Genomic DNA, 21,231 nt, shown 5'->3' with positions numbered 1-21,231 from the left:
CCGGCAAGCAATCCGGTGTGCGCATCGTTTGGTTAGCGAACTTCGTCACTTCTACGTCGGGCGGGCTGCGTACCGCCCTGCACGAGCTCGGCGCCGGATACGCGGCGGCGCGGTTACCGGGTCATCACCGGCCGGCGGAGGCTGCGCCGGCTGCTGGAGGAGCCGTGCTGCTGCGCGGCGGCCTGGCCGAACGCATCCCCGACCCTGAGGGCGGCATGGCGCGCAAGCTCCGCATCACCGAGGAGGGACTGCGGCGGGTGGCGGCGGAGCGCGACTTCCGGCTCGGCGGCCTTGCCACGGTGCTGAAGGACTGGAGCCGGCAGGAGCTGACATCCTTCGCCGAGGGCCTGGCGCACTTCAACGCCAGCATCGAACAGTAGCCGCCCGGGGCGCGCTCATCCGGCCGGCCGCCGAACGTCAGACCGGGGGGCGAGGTCTGGTTCGCCACCTGCCCGGTCGCCCGGCTCGCTCTCCTTGTGCTCGCCCGCGAAAACCCTCAGCTGCATGGCCAGCGTGGCGTAGTAGCCCACCAGGGTCGTCAGCTCGAACAGGCCCCGCTCCCCCAGCGCCGCCACCGCGCCGGCGTACTCCTCGTCGGTCAGCTCGCCCGCGACGGCCAGCGTGGCCGCGGCGCGCACGGCGGCCTGCTCCGCGGGGTCGTCCAGGCCGGCCGAGCGGCCCTCGCGCAGCGAGGCCAGCTCGGACTCGGTGAGGCCGCACGTACGGCCCACCGCCTCGTGCGCCTCACGCTCGAAGTCGCTGCCCCAGTGCGCGGCCACAGTGAGGATCGCCATCTCCCTGATCCGGGCGGTCAGGACCGAGCCGTACCGCACGGCCGTGCCCACCGCCTGCAACGCCAGGCCGACGGGAGGGCTCAGCAACATCGCGTTGAACGGGCCCCGCAGCCGTCCCCGCTCATCGGCGAGGGCGAACGCCTGCGGCCCCGCCGCCCGCGGCCCGGCCGCGATGGCGCGGTAGACCTCGGCCTGATCCTCGTCCAGGTGCTCGGGCAGCAGCCCGGGCAGCCGGGTCTTGCGGTGGGACATCCAGACTCCCTGCGAGTACGCGCCGATCGCTCAGATCCGTATCACAGCGTTCCTCCTAGCGCGAGCCGGCCGGTTGCCGCCGGCTCTCGGCGTACGACCGCAGCCGCATCAGGTCCTGCCGCAGCTTGCGTGCCGGGTTCGCGCCCAGCAGCCGCGCCGCGGCGTGGCCTGCCGCGCCCGCCACCGGGTTGTAGGCGAGCCGCACCTGGACGCGGGTCCTGCCGTCGGGCTGCTCGTCCAGGCACAGCGAGCCGGTGTGGGCGATGAGTTCGCCTTCGGCCGACTGCCAGGCGATCTCCCGGCCCTCCTCGCGCCTGATCTCGGTCGCGTCGAACCGGATCGGCGTCCCGGCGGGCCCGCTGATCGTCCAGTGGGACGTCCGGCCGTCGGCGGAGCGGCGTACCTCGAGCACGTCCGGCATGAAGCGGGGGAAGGCCGAGTAGTCGCTCACCAGCGACCACACGGTCGCGGCAGGCGCGTCGATCGAGATGCCCTCTGTGATGTCGACGGCGTGCCGGCCGGCTTTGAGCCCGGTCAGGCGCCGCAGCGGCAGGTTCGTCGCCGCGCGGGCGGCCAGCAGCGCGCCGGCGCCGCGGACGGCCCAGGCGACCGGCCGGGGCAGCCCGCCCGGCAGCGCCATCATGCCGGCGGCGGCCGCGCCGGCCAGGAACCTGGCGGTCGGCGACCACTGCTGCTGCAGCAGCTCGGGCACCGGTTCGCGGCGCCTGCCCGCGCCCTGGAGCCGCGGCGACTGCGCCGCGTCATCGTAGGGAGTCCAGTGCGCCTCGACGCCTTTGACGCCGGGGATGTGCCGGAGCGCCCGCCTGGTCCGCTCGTCCTCTGTGGCGAGCACGTCGCCGTCGAGCCTCACGACGCGGTCCTGGACGTGGACCTCCACCGCGTGCGGGTAGCTGACGTGGCGGCCCAGCTCCGCCCGTACGCGCTCGTAGAGCACGCGGTCGTCGACCGACCGGCCGGCGACACGGTAGCGCACGGCGGCCGCCGAGCCGCGGCTGCGATTGGCCAGGTCCCGGCGGAGGACGCCCAGCCCGTCACGCAGCTCGTGCCTCGCATGCGCCGCCTTGTCGCGGCTCTTGGCCCGGCGGGAGCGTCCCCGCGCCGGATCGAACAGGTAGGCGATCGCGGCTCCGGCGCAGAAGCCCATCCCGGCCGCGGCCGCTTTCCCGGCCAGGTGCGTCTGCCGCTCCCCGGCTGTCATGTAAACCTTTCTCGCACGCATCGGGATCCACCCCTCGTCATCGCCTTTTGAGCAGGTCGGCTACCCTCCGCCCTCGCCCCCTAACGACCCTCCGCCCACCGCCGGCGCGACGTCCGGCCCGGCCGTCACACCATGGCCCGGGCACCGGTGGACCGGCGGCTGAACCGCTCCCCCGGACGCGGTCATGACCCGGTAAAGCGCCCACCCCCGCCCGAATCGACACAAAACGTGACGTTAGAGTGACAAATTGTGAACGACTCGAAGCATGTGGAAATAGCCTGGCCCGCCCTCGGGATCACCGTGGCGGCCGAACTCGACCAGCGCAACCCGGCCCTGGCCCAGTGCTTCTGGGACGCGTTGCCGTACCGCAGCCTGCAAGGCCACGCCCTGGTCGCGGGCAATCACCTATACCACGTCGCACCGGTCCATTCGCTGCTGCACGCGCCCGCGGCCTACCGCGTGGACCGGCGCACCGTCCCTGACGGGACACTGTTCTGCTCGCGGCTGCAGCATCTCGGCATCAAGTACGGCCGGCTCACCGAACCGATGACCGCCACGCCCATCGGCCAGGTCGTCCCGGAGGATCTCGACGCTCTCGTCGAGGCCGGTCGCGAGGTGTGGCAGTCCGTCTACACCACCAAGGAGCCGATCATCGCCGAGGTGCGCCGCGCCGGCGAGCCGGGCGGCCACGATCTGCCCCGGCTGCCCGTCGGCGACCCGGAGCTCAACGGCCTGATCGCCGACGTGCACGCCGAGACCGAGCGCATCTGGCTCCACCCGCCGCGCGAGCTGGTCGACCTGCACGCGGGCCGGATCCCGTCGCAGGCCGGCAGCTACGAGACGGTCCTGACCACGCTGCTGTTCGTCAACGGCGAGACCCGTCCGCTCGGCTACAGCTGCTACGGCGGCCTCGTGCGCGCCGCCCTGGACGGCATGCCGCTGCCGTGGCTGCGCCAGATGACCCGGCAGCTCGCCCACACCCCGGCGGAGTTCCTCGGCTACTGCGGCCTGGACACGCTGTGGGGCTTCACCAAGCGGCTCATGGACGGGCTGGATCGCCTCAACAGCCATGCCGACTACATCTCGGCCATGGCCCACATGGCGCTCTACTGCAACTGCCTGGGCGGCTGGAACCTGCACCTGTTCCCGTGGCACACCGGCGACCGCCTGCGCCGCGTGGAGGCGACGGTATGAGCGACACGGATGTGGCGGTGATCGGCGGTGGCGTGATCGGGCTGTCGATCGCCTTCCACCTGGCGGAGGCCGGGGTCGAGACCATGCTGCTGGAACGCGGCGCGCTCGGCTCCGGCGCCTCGCGCGCCACCGCCGACGTGGTCCGGTCGTACTTCGCCGGCAACGCCGTCAGCTCGGCGCTGGCCGTGCGCAGCCTCGACGCCTACCGCGCGTTCCCGGCCAGGCCGGGCACCGAGCTGCCGCTGCGACAGGTCGGCTACCTGGTGTTGTTCAGCGAGCCCGAGCAGGTGACGGCCTTCGAGGCCGACCTGCCGGCCCAGCTGGACGCCGGTGTGGACGTGGGCCTGATCAGCGTGGAGGAGGCCAGGGAGCACAATCCGCTCATCGGCGACCTGCCGCTGCTGGCCGCCGCGTACTCGCCGCAGGCCTACGTCTCCGACACCACCGCCATCGTCACCGCCTACGCCGAGGCGGCCGAGCTGGCGGGCGCCACCCTGCGTACTGGCTGTCCGGTCACCGGGCTCGACGCGCTGGGCGGCCGGGTGTTCACGGCGGACGACGAGATCACCGCCGACGCGATCGTGTGCGCCGCCGGCGCGTGGTCGGCTTCGCTCGTGCGCTGCGCGGGCGTGGACCTGCCGCTGGTCGAGCCGACCGAGCAAGAGCTGCTGGTCACCGACCTGCTGCCGCCGGGCACGCCGGACATCCCGGTCACGCTGCACGCCGCCAGCGGCCTGCTGGTACGGGTGCGCGGCGACCGCCTGCTCATCGGCATGGGCTATCCGGGCCCCGATCGGGCGGCCTGGCGGCGCGGGGTGGCCGCTCAGCTCGCGGTGACGTACCCGAGCCTGGCCGGCGTGGCCCTGCACACGGCCGTCACCGGCCTGCGGGACGCCAGCCCGGACAAGACGGCCTTCATCGGCCACCAGCCGGGGCCTCCGGCGTTCCTGTACGCGACCGGGTTCTCGGGCCACGGCCTGTGCAACGCGCCGGCCGCCGGCGAGCTGGTCCGCGATCTCTACCTCGGCAAGGACCCCGGCATCGACATCGCCGCGCTGTCGGTCGGCCGGCAACGAACGGGATGACCCATGACCGAGCTGATCCGATTCGTCATCGACCCGGCGACCCGCGAGCTGCACGCCGACAACGAGCGGCTGCGGGACGCGGGGCCGCTCGTGCCCGTGACGGCCGAGGGCGTGGACGCCTGGGCCGCCACCCGGCACGCGACCCTGCTGGCCGTGCTGACCCATCCGGACATGACCAGGGAGATCCGCTATTGGGACCCCGCGGAACGCGGCACCGCCCGGCCGGGGAGCGCGATCTTCCGCATCGTCACCGACATCTCCATGCTCAACGCCGACGGTGAGGATCACCGGCGGCTCCGCGCGCCGCTGGCCGCCGGGTTCAGCCCGCGCCGGATCGAGCAGCTGCGGCCCAAGATCGCCGCGATCACCGCCGAGCTGATCGACCGGCTCGCGGAGCTGCCGCCCGACCAGCCGGTGGACCTGCGGCGGGACTTCGCCTACCCGCTGCCGCGCGAGGTGATCTCCGAGATGATCGGCATCCCGCGCGCTCACCAGGACAGGCTGCACGAGCTCACCGACGCGGTCGCGCAGGTCAGCGGCGACCTCGAGGACGGCCCGGAGGTACGCGGCACTCTGCACGCGTTGCTCCACCAGATCATCGAGGAGCGCCGGCAGACGCCCGGCGAGGACCTGATCACCGATCTGATCACCCTGCGGGAGCAGGACGGCGGCCGGTTGTCGGAGTCGGAGCTGCTCGCCACCATCGACCTGCTGTTCATCGCCGGGCACGTCACCACTGTCAACCTCATCACCAACGCCATCGGCGCCCTGCTCAACGTGCGGGGGCAACTCGATCTGCTGCGCTCGGGCCGGTGCCCGTTCAGCGCCGCCGTGGAGGAGACGCTGCGCTGGGACTCGCCCATCGCCTACTTCCCGTTCCGGTACGCCATGCGCGATGTCGAGATCGACGGCGTGCACCTGCGGGCCGGGGAGCCGGTGCTGGCCTGCTTCGCCTCGGCCGGGCGCGATCCCGACCAGTACGGGCCGGACGCGGATCGGTTCGACATCAGCCGTCCGCCGGCCTCGCATCTGGCATTCGGGCACGGGCCGCACTTCTGCCTCGGCGCGCCTCTGGCGCGGGTCGAGGCCGAGGTGGCGCTGGAAGCGTTGTTCGCGGCGTTTCCCGCCATCAGGGCCGCGGCCCGGCCCGAGGAGCTGAGCCCGCTGGACAATCTGCTGGGCAACAGCACCCGCAGCATGCCCGTCATTCTCGGCCCGCGGGCCCGCTAGCTCGCACTCCCGTCGCAAGGCCGCAGGAACTGCTCTTCCAGCTCGGGCGGCTGGTCCGCTGGGCCGGCCGAGCTGGTCGAGCCCGTCGCCATCCGGTACGGTCGTCAGTCCACGCCTGCTGTTCACCCGAGGTGCGGGACCCGGCTACGCATGACATCCCCTCCCGTTCTAGGCTCCACTCACCACGATTGGAGTCATACGCCGTGCCACAGCCCGACCTGCGCACCCCCGCGCGCCTGGCCACCACCATCCGCCCCTATGACTGGGGCTCGGTGACCGCCCTGCCGGAACTGTTCGGAACAGAGCCGACCGGACAGCCGCAGGCCGAACTCTGGATGGGCGCCCACCCGGGCGCTCCCTCGACCGTCGGCGGCGTCCCGCTCGGCGAGCTCATCGCCGCCGACCCGGCAGGCACGCTCGGCGAGCCGTCCGCCGCCCGCTTCGGTCCCGCGCTGCCCTACCTGCTCAAGATCCTGGCCGTCGCGCGGCCCCTGTCGCTGCAGGTCCACCCCACCACCGAGCAGGCACGGGCCGGGTTCGCCGACGAGACGGCGCGCGGCATCCCCCTCGACGACTTCGCCCGCACGTACAAGGACGCCTCGCACAAACCCGAGATGGTCTGCGCGGTCACCCCGTTCCACGGGCTGTGCGGCTTCCGCTCCCCCGCCGCCACCGCCGATCTCCTCGACCGGCTCGCGGTGCCCGGCCTGCGGCCCTGGGTCGACATGCTGAGGAGCGCGGAGCCCGGGGACGCGTTGCGCCGGGTGTTCGCCGAGATGCTCGACGACGCCTCCCTGCCGCTGCGGGCGGAGGTCGAGGCGGCCCTGCTCGACGCGGACGACGCCGATCTCGCGGTCTACGCCGACCTCGCCCGCGCCTGCCCGGGCGACCGGGGCGTGGTCGCGGCGCTCCTGCTCCATCACGTGAGCCTGCGCCCCGGCGAGGCCCTCTACCTCGGCGCCGGGGTGCCGCACGCCTATCTCGGCGGCGTCGGCGTGGAGATCATGGCCAACTCCGACAACGTGCTGCGGTGCGGGCTCACCACCAAGCATGTGGACGTGCCCGAGCTGATGCGGGTCGTGGACTTCACGCCGGGCGAGCCGTTCCTGGTCCGGCCGGAGCCCGGCGAGCCCGGCGCCCACCACTACCGGCCGCCCGCCCCCGAGTTCGCCCTCAGCCGCCACGACCTCGACGGGGAGAGCACACACGAGCTGACCGGCGGCCTGCCGCAGATCGTCGTGTGCGTCGAGGGCGAGGCCCTGCTGGGCGACGCGCTGGCGCTGCGGCCGGGAGAGTCCGCCTTCATCCCGGCGAGCGTGCCTTCGACGCGGCTCGGCGGCAAGGGCACCGCCTACCGCGCACTCCCGGGAGCCTCCGCATAGCGCGGATATGGATCAGGGGAGCCTGCGGAGCTTGAGCAAGTTGTCCTTCCGCGCGCCCGGCCGGCCGTCGGGGCCGTTCTGCGTGCGCTCGAACTCCTCGCTGCGGAGCACCTCCCACTCCCCCTCCGCGGGCTCGAGCGCGTCGAGGACCTCCTGCGGAGTCGGGAAATGCACCTCCGCGGGCGGGTTGTGCTCCCAGGACGGCCAGTCCGCGTGCCCCACGACGAGCAGCACCCCGCCGGGTGCGACGGCCGCGGCGGCGGCCCGCAGGATCTTCTCCCGCGGCAGGTCCGTGGGAGCGTGCAGGTAGCAGGCGGAGACGAGGTCGTAGGAGCCCTCGGGGAAGGACATGCCCAGGTCGTGGCGCTGCCAGTCGATGCGGCCGGCGACGTCGGCGTCCCTGGCGTGCTCGGCCGCCCGTTCGAGGGCCACGTGGGAGATGTCGGTGGCGGTGACCCGCCAGCCGCGGCGGGCGAGCCAGATCGCGTCGGCGCCCTCGCCGCAGCCCAGGTCGAGCGCGGTGCCGGGCTCGAGGCCCGCGGCCTCGCGGACGAGCGCGACATTGGGGTTGCCGCTCCAGACCTGCGCCTTCTCGGCGTAGAAGGCGTCCCAGAACTCCTCCGGGGGAAGCGCCGTCCCATGCCATCCGGACCCGCCGTGGGACTCGCCGTGGGACTCGCCGTGGGACTCGCCGTGGGACTCGCCGTGGGACTCGGCGCCCGCGGAGCCGGCGCGGCGGTCGGTGACGGCGCGGCGGGTCTCCTCGGCGATCAGGTCGGCGTTGATGGCCGCCGCCACCCGCACGGCGCCCGCGGCGGCGACGATGACCTGATCGGTCACGCTGGCCGCGTTCCCCACGACCCACACTCCGGGGACATTCGTGGCGCCCATCGCGTCGGCCGGGATGCGGGTGCCGATCACGTGGCCGCCCATCTCCTGCTCCTCGGTCTCCAGCCCCAGCCCGGCGAGCAGGTCCTCGCGGGCGGTCAGACGGGTGGCGACGGCCAGCGCCCGGCACTCCACCACGGTGCCGTCGGCCAGCCGCACTCCGGCGAGCCGATCCCCGGTCACCTCCAGGCCGGCCACCCGCCCCTCGACCACCGCGACGTCCCTGGCGGCCAGTTGCTCGCGCTGCTCCGCGTCGGGTTCGGGGCCGGTGTGCAGGAAGAGGGTCACCTCGTCGCTCCACTGCCGCCACAGCAGCGCCTGGTGCACGGCCAGCGGCCCGGTGGCCAGCACGCCGATGGCCTGGTCGCGGACCTCCCAGCCATGGCAGTACGGGCAGTGCAGCACGTCCCGTCCCCACCGCTCGGCCAGCCCCGGCACGTCGGGCAGCTCGTCGACCAGGCCGGTGGCCAGCAGCAGCCGGTCCGCCGCGACCGCCGACCCGTCGTCCAGCAGCACCCGGAAGCCGCCCTCGACGCGCTCGGCGGCCACGACCGTGCCGGTCACGATCTCGCCGCCGTACCCGATGACCTCCTCGCGGCCGGCGGCCAGCAGCTCGCGCGGCGGCGTGCCCTCCCGTGTCAGGTACGTGTGCACACCCGCCGCCGGGGCGTTGCGCGGCTCCCCCGCGTCGATCACCAGCACCTTGCGGCGGGCCCGTCCCAGGGTGAGCGCGCCGCTCAGCCCGGCGGCCCCGCCGCCCACAACCACCACGTCGTACTTCGTGTTCACAGCTCGGCTCCTCTCCATCGATCCGCTACGCCACTGTCCGCCGCCCGCTGCCCATTTGACAAATATCGTTGCCGTATTGGCAAAGTAGCCGCATGGACCTCGAAGAGACGCTCCAGGCGGTCGGACCGCGGCTGCGGGCGCTGCGCCAAGAGCGCGGCGCGACGCTGGCGCAGCTGTCCAAAAGCACCGGCATCTCCGTCAGCACCCTGTCGCGCCTGGAGTCCGGGCAGCGCAAGCCGACCCTGGAGCTGCTGCTCCAGCTCGCCCGCGCCCATCAGGTTCAGCTGGACGAGCTGATCGACGTGCCGGTGACCGGCGACCCCCGCGTTCACCTGCGGCCGTTCAAGCGATTCGGCACGACGTTCATCCCGCTGAGCCGCCGCCCCGGCGGGGTGCAGGCGTACAAGCAGATCTATCCGCCGCACTGGCCGGGGTGCGATCTGGAACAGAAGGTCCACGAGGGCTACGAGTGGCTGTACGTCCTGTCGGGGCGGCTGCGGCTGCTGCTCGGACCGCACGACGTGATCCTGACGCCTGGCGAGGCGGCGGAGTTCGACACGCGCGTCCCGCATGCCTTCGCCAATCCCGACGCCGAGCCGGCCGAGGTGCTGGGGTTGTTCGGGCCGCAGGGAGAGCGCATGCACGTCAGGGCCCGCCCCTCCGCCACATGACGGTCCGCGCAGCGCCCCACGCGTTCGCCCACCGGCTTGGGCGATGGGCCGCCGCCGGTCTCGGGTACGTCTTACTGTCAGCAGGACGCGATCCGCAGCCCCCAGGAGGTCCGCATGAGACCACGTATCGAGAGCGCGCTGCCGTTGCTGATCGCGCTCGGCCTGGCCCTCGCGGGTTGCGGCGGTGGATCACCACGCGAGACTCCTGCCGCGACGGCCTCCCCGCCGCAGGCCAGCCCGACACCCACGCGACCGGAGACGCCGCCGACCCCCGAGGCGACGCGGTCACCGGCATCGTCTCCCAGCGCGACGGCGCCGCCCGGTGAGGAGGACCGGCTCGTGGCCGGCCACTACCAGCCGCTGTGGCCGTTCGCCACGCTGGCCGAGGCACAGGAGTGGCAGCGTGGCCACCGGGCGAACCGCCGCGGCGCCTGGCATCTGGACGCGCGCCGTACCGCGCTGGCCTTCACCCGCGACTACCTCGGCTTCAAGGAGATCGACCGGGCCGTGAAGACCGTGAGCGAGGGGCGGCACGCGCGCGTGCACGTCGGCTTCCGCGCCGAGGAGGGCCCGCGGCCGCTGGTCGCCGCCATCGTCCATCTGGTCAGGTACGGCTCAGGCCCGGACGCTCCGTGGGAGGTGGTCGGCACCGACGACACCTCGCTCACGCTGACCACGCCCAAGTACGGCGCCGCGGTCACCTCTCCGCTGACCGTGGGCGGCCGCATCACGGGCGTGGACGAGAGCATCAGGATCCAGGTACGCGGCGGGTCCGTCCTGGGCGAGCAGTGTTGCCTGCCCGCGGGCGGCGAGAACGCGCGCTGGTCGGCCGGGGTCTCCTTCACCCCGGCGCCGGGCCGGACGCTGACCATCGTGGCCTCGACCGGCGGTCATATCGCCGAGGTGGAGCGCTTCGCGGTGACGGGCGTGACCATGGCACGGTAGGCCGCGACGCTCCCCGGGAAATCTCGGCCAACACCCCCGGCGGCGGGGGATGATCGGACTGCTGACGACCCACCAAGCATCGAGGTGCCCATGAGCCAACTGGAAAACACTTCACAGGACAGCGGGTCGCTGGCCGAACTCGCGAAGAAGCACGGGCTCCGCCCCGCCATAGCGCGCCCGCGCTTCCCCGCCTATGTGCGCCAGCTGTGGACGCGGCGGCATTTCATCCAGACGTACGCGACTTCGCGCAATGTCTCGAAATACTCTGGCTCGGCCCTGGGGCAGCTGTGGCAGATCATCACCCCGCTGCTGAACGCGGCCATCTACTACGTGATGTTCGGCCTCATCCTGGGCGGCAGCAAGAACATCCCCAACTACCCCGCCTTCCTGCTGACGGGCATGTTCGTCTTCACGTACACGCAGCGGACGGTCACCGCCGGCGCCAAGTCGATCTCCGGCAACCTGTCGCTGATCCGGGCCCTGCACTTCCCGCGGGCCTCGCTGCCGCTGGCGTACACGATCCAGGAGCTGCAGCAGCTGGTCATCTCCATGGGCGTGCTCCTCGTCATCGTGGTGATCACGGGCGAGCCGCCCTCCTGGTTGTGGCTCATGATCCCGGTGGTGCTGGTGCTGCAGACGCTGTTCAACGTCGGGGCGGGGCTCATCATGGCCAGGCTGGGGGCGTCGATGCGCGACCTCAATCAGTTGCTGCCGTTCATCATGCGTACGTGGTTGTACGCCTCGGGCGTCTTCTTCGCCATCCACGACAAGGTCGTCAACAGCGCGGGATTGCCCGAATGGGTGGCCACCGCCATGTACCTCAACCCGGCCGCCTCCTACATCGAATGGATGCGCGACCTGCTCATCGAGAGCCACACGCCCCCGCGGATGGTGTGGGTGTCGTGCCTGTGCTGGGCGGTGGTCGCGCTCATCGCCGGCTTCTGGTACTTCTGGCGCGCCGAGGACAGGTACGGCCGGGGGTGATGGCGGCTGTCACGAGCCGCCGCCCCCGCATCCGCCGCCCCCGCCGCATCCGCCGCCGCCACCTCCGCCTCCGTCGCCGCCCCCGAAGGAGCCGCCCCCGTAGGAGCCGCCCCCATCGCCGCCTCCGAAGGTGCCTCCGCCGTAGCCGTGGGAGCCGCCGCCGAAGTCGAAGAACCCGCCGTCGGACCACCCGCCGCCGCATCCGCCGCCGCTGGACCCGCCGTGCGAGCTGCTGTACGACCCGCAGTGGCCGGGGGCGCAGCAGGCGGCGGTCCGGCCGGCCCTGACCCGGGTGTCGCGCCCCAGCGTGTCGGCCAGCTGCCGGTCAGGCAGCTTGGTGAGCCCGTGCAGCGCCACCAGCCGGATGTCGCCGGAGCTCGGCTGCGACCCGCCGGCCCCATGGCCCACGTGCGCCGGCTCAGGGACGTCCGCCTGCTCCAGCGCGGCCTTGCCCGCCTTCGTCAGCGGGTTGGCCAGGGCGCGGCGCAGCCAGAAGCAGAAGGCCACACCCACGACGGCCGCCGCGGCGGCGATCACGATGGCGGCCACCGGCGCCCGCAGCAACAGCCCCGCCACGGCCACCGCCGCCGCCAGCGCGGTGAGGAGGACCAGCCTGCTCGCACGCCGCCGCGAGCGCCCCCGGTCGGCCGGCGGCACGATGAGCCCGTTCCGCCACAGCGGCGTGGTCAGCCGCAGCATCGTGTGATCCTCGAGAGTGCTGTGCCGTACCTGCGCCGTCGTGCGCCCGCCCGGCGCCGACTTGACGTGCTTGTACACCGCCCGCTCGACCGGCATCTGCTTGTCCGGCCGGAACCCCTGCACCGGCGTGACGACTCCCTCGCTCGACACCCGTACGCCGCCTTGCGAGACGAGCGAGACCAGTGCCGTGTTGACGACCCGGCGCGGCCCACCCGCCAGATACGCCGTCTCGTAGAGGTCGAGCGGCTGGCGCATGGTCGAAGCCGCGGTGGCGCGGGCGCGGAATACCACCATCCAGGTCCTGATCGCGGTCATCGTGATGAACGCGAACAGTGCGATGGCGACCCCGGAGAAAACCACGTTCATGGGCGTCCCCTGACAGGAAAGGTGCTGGAAAACCCCGTTTGGTCAAAAGACGTTTCCTGCCGGGGCCGCGGTTCCCGGGAAAGTTTGCAAAATGAGCAAAAGGTGCCCGCCCACGCCCCGACCTGCGACATGACGGGAGAAATGGCAGGAGGGGATGAACGCGCACGGCGAGCGGGTTGCCGTAGGGGAATGAACGTCGTGGCTCGCACCCGGAGGAGAACCATGAGCACGCACGCCGAGCCCGAGGGCGGCCGCCGCCCGGTCCGCCAGCTCCGCCTGGTGGTGGAGGCGGACGACTACGAGGCCGCGCTGGCCTTTTACCGCGACGTCCTGGGGCTCCCCGAGCAGGCCGCGTTCTCCAGCGGGGACGGGGCCCAGGTGGCGATCCTGGACGCCGGGCGGGCCACGCTGGAGATCGCCAACCCGGCGCAGAAGAAGATGATCGACGACGTGGAGGTGGGGCGGCAGGTGGCGCCGAAGATCCGGGTCGCGTTCGAGGTGGACGACGCACGCGCCACCACCGAGCGGCTGGTGTCGGCGGGCGCGGCCGAGGTGGCGCCGCCGACGGTCACCCCATGGGAGTCGCTCAACGCCCGCCTCGACGCACCGGCCGGCCTGCACATCACGGTCTTCGAGGAGCTGCGCCCCCTGGAGGAACGGGAGGCCCTGGACGGGTTCGGCACGAACGACCGCCGCGACCCGGCCCCCTGACCGGCGAGGCCAGGGCTGGAGGGCGTTTGCGCGGGTAGCGTCCAGGCATGGCCACCTTCGACCTCACCAGCATCCGCGCGGTCGTCTTCGACACCGACGGCGTGGTCACCGACACGGCTCGGGTGCACGCCGCCGCGTGGAAGCACGTGTTCGACGGGTTCCTGCGCAGCCGCGGCTCGGCGCCGTTCGACGTGCGCGCCGACTACCTGGCGTATGTGGACGGGCGGCCGCGGCTGGACGGGGTGCGGACGTTCCTGGCCTCCCGGGGCATCTCGCTGCCCGAGGGCGGGCCGGGCGACGAGCCGGATACGCCGACCGTGCACGGGCTGGGGCGGGCCAAGGACGCGTTGTTCGTGGCGGAGATCGACAAGCACGGCGTGGCGGCGTACCCGTCCACCGTGGCGCTGCTGCACGAGCTGCGCCACCGCGGCTGCCGTACGGCGGTGGTCTCGGCCAGCCGGCACTGCCGCGCGGTGGTGTCGTCGGCGGGCCTGCTGCACCTGTTCGACGTGCTGGTGGACGGCGCCGACGCCGCCAGGCTCGGCCTGCCGGGCAAGCCGGACCCCGCGCTGTTCCTGGAGGCCGCCCGCCGTCTGGAGCTGCCGCCTGCCGGGGTGGCGGTCGTGGAGGACGCGCTGCCCGGCGTGGAGGCGGGCCGCAGGGGCGGCTTCGGCCTGGTCGTCGCCGTCGACAGGGGCGGGTCGCGGGCAGCCGCGATGCGGGCAGCCGGGGCGGACGCCGTCGTCGATGACCTGGCCGACGTGCGCGTGGCGGGACGGGTGCCCGTGGGGCGGCCATGAACACCTGGATCCTGGTCTACGACGGCTTCGACCCCAAGGGCGAGGGACTGCGCGAGGCGCTGTGCACGCTGGGCAACGGCAGGTTCGCCACGCGTGGCGCCACGCCGGACGGCGAGGTGCGCACCCCCGGCACGTACGCGGCCGGCTGCTACGACCGGATCGACTCCTTCGTGGCCGGCCGTACCGTAACGAACGAGGACATCGTCAACCTGCCCGACTGGCTGCCGCTGACGTTCGCCACGCCGGACGGCGACTGGTTCGCGCCCGAGCGGGCCGACCTCCTGGCCTACCGCCACGTGCTTGACCTGCGGCACGGGGTGCTGACGCGGAAGCTGCGCTGGCGCGACGACGCGGGCCGGGTCACGGCGGTGCGCCAGCGCCGGCTGGTGTCGATGGCCGACCCCTACCTGGCGGCGATGCAGACCACCTTCACGGCCGAGAACTGGTCGGGGCCGCTCCGCGTGCGGTCCATGCTGGACGGGCGGGTGGCCAACGACGGCGTGGCGCGCTACCGCGACCTGCGTGGTGACCATCTGACCTGCCACGACACCGGAACGCAGGACGACATCACCTGGCTGACCGCCATCACCCGCTGCTCCCGCATCACCATCGCCCTGGCCGGCCGGATCGACGCCCCCGGGCGACCGTGCGTGCTCCATCGGGAGGCCGACAACATCACCTGCGAGCACGTGCTGGATGTCAGCCGGGGCCGGCCGGCCGTCCTCACCAAGACCGTGGCACTGGCCACGTCACGTGACCACGCCAGCCACGACGCCCGCTCGGCGGCGTTGCGCCACGTGCGCCGCGCCCCGCCGTTCGACGACCTGCTGGCCCGGCACGCGGCCGCCTGGGAGCGGCTGTGGCAGTGCGCCCGGCTCGACGTGGGCGGCGCCGAGTTGTCGCGGATCGTGCACCTGCACATCTTCCATCTGCTGCAGACGCTCTCCCCGCACACCGCGGACCTCGACGCCGGCGTGCCGGCCCGCGGCCTGCACGGCGAGGCTTACCGCGGCCACGTGTTCTGGGACGAGCTGTTCGTCCAGCCCTGGCTGAGCCTGCGCTTCCCGGAGATCTCGCTCGGCCTGCTGCGTTACCGCTGGCGGCGGCTGCCCGAGGCGCGGGACGCCGCCCGGGAGGCCGGGTACGGCGGCGCGATGTTCCCCTGGCAGAGCGGCAGCGACGGCCGCGAGGAGACCCAGATCCTGCACCTCAACCCCCAGTCGGGCCGCTGGCTGCCCGACCACTCGCACCTGCAGCGGCACGTCGGCCTGGCCATCGCCTACAACGTCTGGCAGCACTACCTGGCCACCGGATCCATGCCGCCGTGGTGCGCCGAGCTGCTGCTCGACATCGCCAGGTTCTTCGCCTCGATGGCGGTGCGGCACGGCGACCGGTACGAGATCCGCGGCGTCATGGGCCCCGACGAGTACCACGACCGCTACCCCGGCGCCGCCGTACCCGGCGTGGACAACAACGCCTACACCAACGTCATGACGGCCTGGCTGCTGCTGCGCGCCCGCGAGACCGCCCGCCTGGCGCCCGACCTGGTGCCGGACCGGGCCGAGCTGGAGCGCTGGGACGAGATCGGCAGCTGCCTGCGGGTCGACTTCCACGACGGCGTCATCAGCCAGTTCAGCGGGTACGCCGACCTGGAGGAGCTCGACTGGCATCGCTACCGCGGCGTGCGCCGCCTGGATCGGGCCCTGGAGGCCGACGGCGACGACGTCAACCGCTACAAGGCGTCCAAACAGGCCGACACCCTCATGCTCTGCTACCTGCTGACCGGCGATGAGCTGACCGGCATCCTGCGCGGGCTCGGCTACCCCGTCGAGCCCGGCCTGCTCCCCCGTACGATCTCGTACTACCTGGAGCGCACCAGCCACGGTTCGACCCTCAGCGCGGTCGTGCACGCCTGGGTGCTGTCCCGCGCCAACCGTGCCCAGTCCTGGCGGTTCTTCACCGAAGCGCTCCACAGCGACATCAAGGACGTCCAGGGCGGCACCACCGCGGAGGGCATCCACCTGGGCGCCATGGGCGGCACGCTGGACCTCTTGCAGCGCTGCTACCTGGGGTTGGAGCTGCGGCGGGACGGGCTGCGGCTGGACCCGCTGCTGCCCGGGCGGCTCGGCTTGTTGTCCATGCCGATCCGCTTCCGCGGGCGGCAGCTGTTCATCGACGCCGACCATCGGCAGGCGCGCGTCAACGGCGTCGCGTGCCGGTCGTACAGAGGAGGGGAAGCGATCATGACTGGGACGGGAGATCTCGGGCGTCGCATCATCCATCACCGCGAGCGCCTCGGCCTGACCCGCGAGGAGGTCGCCGAACGCGCCGACATGTCGCCGGGCTACCTGACCTACCTGGAGGAGCACCCCGACATGCCGGACACCGGCGCGCTCTACCGCCTGGCCGACGCCCTTCGGACGACCGCGGAGGAGCTTCTCGGCGGGGGCAGGGAACGACCGCCCGGACACGGTCCCGCCATGGCCAATCCGACCATGGAGGTGCTGGACGAGGAGGAGTGCCTGCGGCTGATCGGTCCCGGCGGGATCGGGCGGGTGGCGTTCAACGGCTCGCACGGGCCGACCGTGCTGCCGGTCAACTACAAGATGCACGAGGGCGCCATCGTCTTCCGCACCGCCGCCGGCGGCCCCATGGACCGGGACCTGCGTACGGGGCTCGAAGGGGTCGACATCAAGATCGCCTTCGAGGTGGACCTCTTCGACGAGACCAACCGGGAGGGTTGGAGCGTCCTGGTGCAGGGGCCGGTCCATCACGTGCCGGAGGAGGAGGTGCCCGAGGTGACCCGCGCGGGCGTCACACCGTGGGCGGGCGGCGAACGGCATCTCTACATCCGCATCGCCTGCCAGCAGATCACCGGCCGCCGCATCCACGGGCTGTAGCGGGCCGGCGTCAGCGGCAGCCGGTGGCGCCGAACGCCAGGAACTGCGTCACCTCCTGCTGGCTGAAGTTGTCGTCCGACCCGATCACCAGGGTGCACTCGCCGCTCGCCAGGCGCGGCCCCCAGGCCATGCTCTCCAGGTTCTGCACCGGCGTGCTGACCGCGCTCAGGTCGTGGACCAGGCGTTTGACCACCGGCCGGTACGGCCTGCCGGCTTCCGGGGAGCGCGTGTCCAGCACGTTCGCGGCGTCCTGCAGAGAGCGCCTGTCCAGGACGTCGGTGGCGCCACGCAGGTCGATCTCGTACAGCCGCACCCGGTAGTCGACGCCCTCGATCCAGGCACGTTCGAGCGCCAGATAGCGGTATTCGTCGATGGGCAGGATCTCCGACACCCCGCTGTCGGACTCCCCGCCGGGCGGGACGGGGGCGACGGGCAGCGGGTCGAGCGGATAGACGTACTGCCCGCGCAACCTGCCTGCCCGGTTCCACACGGTGAGCCGCGCGGGTGCGCCTCGATCAGCCGTCGGCGGCGGCCCGTCCTCATAGCGCGGACCCTCGGTGACGGCGGTGATCGTACGGGCCGTGACGGCCAGCCCCTCGAAGCCGAAGTTGCGGCGCGGACCGCTGTCGGCGCCGGTCAGCCGCAGGTTGTGCGGTAGCCGCAGCTCGCCCAGGTGCCGTCCCTGCAGGTCCATCGCCCGTACGGCGGACATGGAGATCGGGATGGCCGGGTTTCTGGCGTCCGGCCGGTCGCCTTCGTCGCCCCACAGCAGCCGGCCGCTGCGCCGGTCGAACCTGATCGTCTCGGGGTCGGCCGACTCCGGCTTGCCGTACGCCGGGTACGGCGTGCCGTCGGCCCTGGTGAGCGTCGTGACCCCGGTCAGCCGGACCCCGTTGAACGCCCCGGTCACCCGGTCGATGTCCAAGTGACCGGTGTAGAAACGGGCCGGGTTGTAGCGCCATCGGTCGTCGGAGATGAAGTACCAGATTCCGGTGCTGGGATCCCGGTCGATGCCGGACAGCCCGCCCACGGTGGTGCCCTCGACGCGTGTCATGTGCGGCACCTGCTGCTCCCCCAGAAATCGGGTGATCCGCACCGGATCCCGCCGTCCCGCCGCCGACGCCGGTGGTGGCGGCGTGGTATTCGCCGCCACCACCGCGAATGCGACGGCAATGACCATTGTTCTCCGCCTAAGAGCCATTTTCTCCCCCATATGGAAGGGCCGCCGACTGGACTGACGGAGAAAATGAAAGCGCGAATGAAGAAGGAAGTCCATGCAGGCAGGACGCCACAATAGACGTAGGCCACCCATAAAACAGGGCAAATTCCGGCGCTTTTTCTTAAGGAAGGCGGCCGATGACGGCGGTGGCGTCCAGCTCGTCGGAGCCGGCCGCGCGGGCCGTCAGGCCGGCGAGCTCGACGGCGCGCACGGTCGCCGCCGCCTGGCGTGCGCTGGTCTCGATCAGGAGGTGACCGCCGGGAGCGAGCCATTGGGGCGCCCGCTCGATCACCCGGCGTACGACGTCCAGCCCGTCGTCGCCGCCGTCGAGCGCCACGCGCGGCTCGTACAGGCGGGCCTCGGGCGGAAGCAGCCCGACGGACCCGGACGGCACGTAGGGCGGGCTGGCGATCAGCAGGTCGACCCGGCCGCGCAGGGTGACGGGGAGCGGCTCGTACAGGTCGCCCTCGTAGACGTGCCCGCCGGGAAGGTTGCGCCGGGCGCAGCGCACGGCGGCGGGGTCGAGGTCGGCGGCGTACAGCTCGGCCGGGCGCGCCAGGCCGGCGGCCAGCGCCGCGCCCATGGCGCCCGTGCCGCAGCACAGGTCCAGCACGACCGGAGTCCCGCGCACCTCGCGGGCGAGCGCGACGGCCTGGTCGATGAGGAACTGCGTGCGGGGCCGCGGCACGAACACCCCGGGCTCGACCACCAGCCGCAGCCCGCAGAACTCGGCCCAGCCGAGCACGTGCTCGAGCGGCCGGCCGCCGACCCGGCGCTCCACCATGGCGGCCAGCTCGCCGGGGGTGCGCGCGGTGGCGACGATCAGCTCCGCCTCGTCCTCGGCGAACACGCAGCCGGCGGCGCGGAGCCTGGCCACGATGTCAGACAGGGCGGCGGATGACGAAGAGACCGACATGAGCGTCATTCCTACCAGGTCCGGCCCCGCTACGGGCTGGGTGGGAGGTCCGTGGCGTCGCCGAGCGACTCCAGCAGGTCGCGGAGCGTGCCCGCGAGCTCCTCGCGCCGCTCCCCGCTCAGCGCGGTCAGCACGCGGTGCTCGGTGGCGACGTGGTCCGGCAGCGCCCGGTCGATCAGCGCGAATCCCTCCTCGGTGAGCGTCACGTAGACGCCCCGCCCGTCCGACTCGCTCGGCGTGCGCGTCACCAGCCCACGCTCCTCCAGCCGGTCCAGCCGCTGCGTGATCGCGCCCGAGGTCACCATGGACGCGCGCATCAGCTCGGCGGGCGTCAGCCGGTGCGGCGGGTCGCTGCGGCGCAGCGTGGCCAGTACGTCGAACGAGGCCCTGTCGAGCCCGTGCGCGGCGAACGTGCGCCGCAGCTCCGCGTCGATCAGCCGGGACAGCCGCGACAGCCGGCCGATCACGGCCATCGGGGAAACGTCCAGGTCAGGCCGCTGGGCGCCCCACTGTTTGAGGATGAAGTCGACGTGGTCTGCCACGGTCTCCACCCTACCGATGTCTTAGCGGTGAGGTAAATCACTGGCCAAGTAGCTTAGTGCTGAGATACTTTGTCTTAGTGCTAAGTAATCGATGGACCGTCGTCCTGCTGACCGCGCTGACCCCCGCCATCTGGGGGACCACCTACCTCGTCACCACCGAAATGCTGCCGCCCGACCGCCCCCTGCTGGCGGCGCTGATCCGGGCGCTGCCTGCCGGGATCCTGCTCCTCGCCATCACGCGCCGCCTGCCCCAGGGGATCTGGTGGTGGCGGGCGTTGGTGCTGGGGGCACTCAACATCGGGGTGTTCCTGGCGTTGTTGTTCGTGGGCGCGTACCGGCTGCCCGGCGGGGTGGCCGCGACCGTCGGCGCCATCCAGCCGCTGCTGGTCGCCCTGCTGTCGGCCGGGCTGCTGCACGAGCGGCTGACCCCGCGCACCGTGGTCGCCGCCGTGGCGGGCGTGGCGGGGGTCGGGCTGCTCGTGTTGCGGGCCGACGCCCGGCTGGACGCTGTCGGCGTCGCCGCCGCGCTCGGCGGGGCCGTCGTCATGGCCGTCGGCGTCGTGCTGAGCAAGCGGTGGCCGTCCCCCGCGCCGCTGCTGGCCACCACAGGCTGGCAGCTCGTGGCAGGCGGCCTGCTGCTGCTTCCCGTCGCGCTCGTGGTCGAAGGACCGCCGCCGGCCACGCTGACCACCGCCAACCTCGCGGGGTACGCCTACCTCACGATCATCGGAGCCGCCCTCGCCTACGCCCTGTGGTTCCGAGGGCTGCGGATCCTCTCGGCGACCAAGGTCACCTTCCTCGGGCTGCTCAGCCCGGTGGTCGCGACCGCGCTCGGCTGGGCCGTGCTCGGCCAGCGGCTCACCGCGGCCCAGGCGCTCGGCGCGCTCATCGTGCTGGGCGCGCTCGTCGCCGCCCAGCTCCAACCCACCCGCACGCGACCGCTGCCGGAGGCGGCGGCACCCCGCGTACTCATCGGAAAGGAATCCTGAACACCATGCGCATCACCATTTTCGGAGCGTCCGGAGCCGTAGGCAGCCGGGTGGTGGCCGAGGCGCTGTCGCGCGGCCACGACGTGACCGCCGTCGTCCGCGATCCCGCTCGCCTGGCCCACACGCCCGCCCGGGTGCGGGCGGGCGACGCCTCGGACGTCGAGCAGGTGGCCGCGTTGAGCGCCGGTCAGGACGTGGTGATCAGCGCGACCCGGCCCGCGCCCGGTTACGAGGGCGAGCTCCCGATCACCGCCAAGGCGCTGCTGGCCGGCGTGGCGCGGACCGGCGTGCGGCTGCTGCTCGTCGGTGGCGCGGCGGGGCTGACCGTGCCCGAAGCCGGTGGGCTCCCCCTTGTCGAGACTCCCGATTTCCCGCCCGCGTTGCGGCCCATCGCGCTGGCCTGCAACGAGCAGCTCGAGGTCTGCCGCTCGGCCACGGACGCCGACTGGACGTACCTGAGCCCGCCGGCGTTGCTGGAGCCGGGGGAGCGTACCGGCGTCTACCGGGTCGGTGGCGACGAGCTGCTCGTCGACGCGCACGGCAGGTCGGCGATCTCCATGGAGGACTTCGCGATCGCGCTGCTGGACGAGGCCGAGCTGCCCCGGCACCGCGGCAGCAGGTTCACGGTCGCCTATTGACCGACTCTGGCAGCATGA

General features: G+C 72.6%; 20 protein-coding genes. 13 read left to right on the top strand and 7 right to left on the bottom strand.

Features of this window, described 5'->3' with window-relative positions; genetic code table 11:
• Positions 1-17 precede the first annotated feature (17 nt).
• A complete protein-coding gene (locus ACTWQA_RS43410) occupies positions 18-380 on the top strand; it encodes a hypothetical protein (RefSeq protein ID WP_443164720.1) in 363 nt (120 codons plus the stop codon).
• A 15-nt stretch (positions 381-395) separates the two neighbouring features.
• On the opposite strand, the gene ACTWQA_RS43405 is transcribed toward ACTWQA_RS43410, so the two are convergent.
• Both ACTWQA_RS43405 and ACTWQA_RS43400 read right to left on the bottom strand, forming a co-directional pair.
• Positions 396-1,046 carry a carboxymuconolactone decarboxylase family protein gene (locus tag ACTWQA_RS43405; RefSeq protein WP_443164719.1) on the bottom strand — a complete coding sequence of 217 codons (651 nt, stop codon included), beginning with the start codon at positions 1,044-1,046 and terminating at the stop codon, positions 396-398.
• A 55-nt stretch (positions 1,047-1,101) separates the two neighbouring features.
• Positions 1,102-2,265: an SRPBCC family protein gene (locus tag ACTWQA_RS43400; RefSeq protein WP_443164718.1), complete on the bottom strand. Its 1,164-nt coding sequence runs from the start codon at positions 2,263-2,265 to the stop codon at positions 1,102-1,104.
• A gap of 249 nt (positions 2,266-2,514) precedes the next feature.
• On the opposite strand from ACTWQA_RS43400, the gene ACTWQA_RS43395 reads away from it, so the two are divergent.
• The 4 genes from ACTWQA_RS43395 (at position 2,515) to manA (ending at position 7,156) form a co-directional block, all read left to right on the top strand.
• Complete coding sequence (locus tag ACTWQA_RS43395) at positions 2,515-3,459, top strand: cucumopine synthase-related protein (RefSeq protein WP_443164717.1); 945 nt, start codon at positions 2,515-2,517, stop codon at positions 3,457-3,459.
• Positions 3,456-4,544, top strand: coding sequence for an NAD(P)/FAD-dependent oxidoreductase (locus ACTWQA_RS43390; RefSeq protein WP_443164716.1), 1,089 nt, complete (start codon positions 3,456-3,458; stop codon positions 4,542-4,544). Before ACTWQA_RS43395 ends, ACTWQA_RS43390 begins: the two co-directional genes overlap by 4 nt.
• A 3-nt stretch (positions 4,545-4,547) precedes the next feature.
• Positions 4,548-5,774, top strand: a complete 1,227-nt coding sequence (locus ACTWQA_RS43385) for a cytochrome P450 family protein (RefSeq protein WP_443164715.1) — start codon at positions 4,548-4,550, stop codon at positions 5,772-5,774.
• A 203-nt stretch (positions 5,775-5,977) separates the two neighbouring features.
• Positions 5,978-7,156: a mannose-6-phosphate isomerase, class I gene (gene manA / locus ACTWQA_RS43380; protein WP_443164714.1), complete on the top strand. Its 1,179-nt coding sequence runs from the start codon at positions 5,978-5,980 to the stop codon at positions 7,154-7,156.
• A gap of 12 nt (positions 7,157-7,168) precedes the next feature.
• Here the strand turns inward: manA and ACTWQA_RS43375 are convergent, their stop codons facing one another.
• Complete coding sequence (locus tag ACTWQA_RS43375; protein ID WP_443164713.1) at positions 7,169-8,833, bottom strand: FAD-dependent oxidoreductase; 1,665 nt, start codon at positions 8,831-8,833, stop codon at positions 7,169-7,171.
• Positions 8,834-8,925: 92 nt separating this feature from the next.
• On the opposite strand from ACTWQA_RS43375, the gene ACTWQA_RS43370 reads away from it, so the two are divergent.
• From ACTWQA_RS43370 to ACTWQA_RS43360, 3 genes are all read left to right on the top strand, one after another.
• Positions 8,926-9,504 carry a helix-turn-helix domain-containing protein gene (locus ACTWQA_RS43370; protein ID WP_443164712.1) on the top strand — a complete coding sequence of 193 codons (579 nt, stop codon included), beginning with the start codon at positions 8,926-8,928 and terminating at the stop codon, positions 9,502-9,504.
• A 114-nt stretch (positions 9,505-9,618) separates the two neighbouring features.
• The gene (locus ACTWQA_RS43365; RefSeq protein ID WP_443164711.1) at positions 9,619-10,449 is read left to right on the top strand and encodes a hypothetical protein; all 831 of its coding nucleotides are present in this window, start codon (positions 9,619-9,621) and stop codon (positions 10,447-10,449) included.
• 90 nt (positions 10,450-10,539) lie between these two features.
• Complete coding sequence (locus ACTWQA_RS43360) at positions 10,540-11,433, top strand: ABC transporter permease (protein ID WP_443164710.1); 894 nt, start codon at positions 10,540-10,542, stop codon at positions 11,431-11,433.
• Between the two features lie 9 nt (positions 11,434-11,442).
• On the opposite strand, the gene ACTWQA_RS43355 is transcribed toward ACTWQA_RS43360, so the two are convergent.
• Entirely contained in the window at positions 11,443-12,498 is a 1,056-nt protein-coding gene (locus tag ACTWQA_RS43355; protein WP_443164709.1) for a TIGR04222 domain-containing membrane protein, read from the bottom strand.
• Positions 12,499-12,720: 222 nt separating this feature from the next.
• Here ACTWQA_RS43355 and ACTWQA_RS43350 point away from each other — a divergent pair, with 222 nt between their 5' ends.
• Genes ACTWQA_RS43350 through ACTWQA_RS43340 form a run of 3 tightly spaced genes read left to right on the top strand, consistent with a single transcriptional unit; the run spans position 12,721 to position 16,909 of the window.
• Positions 12,721-13,209: a VOC family protein gene (locus ACTWQA_RS43350; protein WP_443164708.1), complete on the top strand. Its 489-nt coding sequence runs from the start codon at positions 12,721-12,723 to the stop codon at positions 13,207-13,209.
• A gap of 47 nt (positions 13,210-13,256) precedes the next feature.
• Positions 13,257-14,009 carry an HAD family hydrolase gene (locus ACTWQA_RS43345; protein WP_443164707.1) on the top strand — a complete coding sequence of 251 codons (753 nt, stop codon included), beginning with the start codon at positions 13,257-13,259 and terminating at the stop codon, positions 14,007-14,009.
• A complete protein-coding gene (locus ACTWQA_RS43340) occupies positions 14,006-16,909 on the top strand; it encodes a pyridoxamine 5'-phosphate oxidase family protein (protein WP_443164706.1) in 2,904 nt (967 codons plus the stop codon). The genes ACTWQA_RS43345 and ACTWQA_RS43340 overlap by 4 nt, the downstream gene beginning before the upstream one ends.
• Positions 16,910-16,919: 10 nt before the next feature.
• On the opposite strand, the gene ACTWQA_RS43335 is transcribed toward ACTWQA_RS43340, so the two are convergent.
• The 3 genes from ACTWQA_RS43335 to ACTWQA_RS43325 form a co-directional block, all read right to left on the bottom strand.
• Positions 16,920-18,089 (bottom strand): esterase-like activity of phytase family protein, encoded by a 1,170-nt coding sequence (locus tag ACTWQA_RS43335; RefSeq protein ID WP_443164705.1) that lies wholly within the window; start codon positions 18,087-18,089, stop codon positions 16,920-16,922.
• A gap of 160 nt (positions 18,090-18,249) precedes the next feature.
• On the bottom strand, positions 18,250-19,044 hold the full coding sequence (locus tag ACTWQA_RS43330; RefSeq protein ID WP_443164704.1) for a putative protein N(5)-glutamine methyltransferase: 795 nt from the start codon (positions 19,042-19,044) through the stop codon (positions 18,250-18,252).
• Positions 19,045-19,073: 29 nt separating this feature from the next.
• A complete protein-coding gene (locus ACTWQA_RS43325) occupies positions 19,074-19,586 on the bottom strand; it encodes a MarR family winged helix-turn-helix transcriptional regulator (protein WP_443164703.1) in 513 nt (170 codons plus the stop codon).
• A 77-nt stretch (positions 19,587-19,663) separates the two neighbouring features.
• Here ACTWQA_RS43325 and ACTWQA_RS43320 point away from each other — a divergent pair, with 77 nt between their 5' ends.
• Positions 19,664-20,575, top strand: coding sequence for an EamA family transporter (locus tag ACTWQA_RS43320; protein WP_443164702.1), 912 nt, complete (start codon positions 19,664-19,666; stop codon positions 20,573-20,575).
• A 5-nt stretch (positions 20,576-20,580) separates the two neighbouring features.
• Positions 20,581-21,213, top strand: a complete 633-nt coding sequence (locus ACTWQA_RS43315; protein ID WP_443164701.1) for an NAD(P)-dependent oxidoreductase — start codon at positions 20,581-20,583, stop codon at positions 21,211-21,213.
• Positions 21,214-21,231 lie beyond the last annotated feature (18 nt).

Origin of the sequence: Nonomuraea sp. 10N515B, assembly GCF_052245915.1 — a bacterium.
In the GTDB taxonomy this organism is placed as follows: domain Bacteria; phylum Actinomycetota; class Actinomycetes; order Streptosporangiales; family Streptosporangiaceae; genus Nonomuraea.
This window is presented reverse-complemented; position numbering and strand designations above follow the sequence as displayed.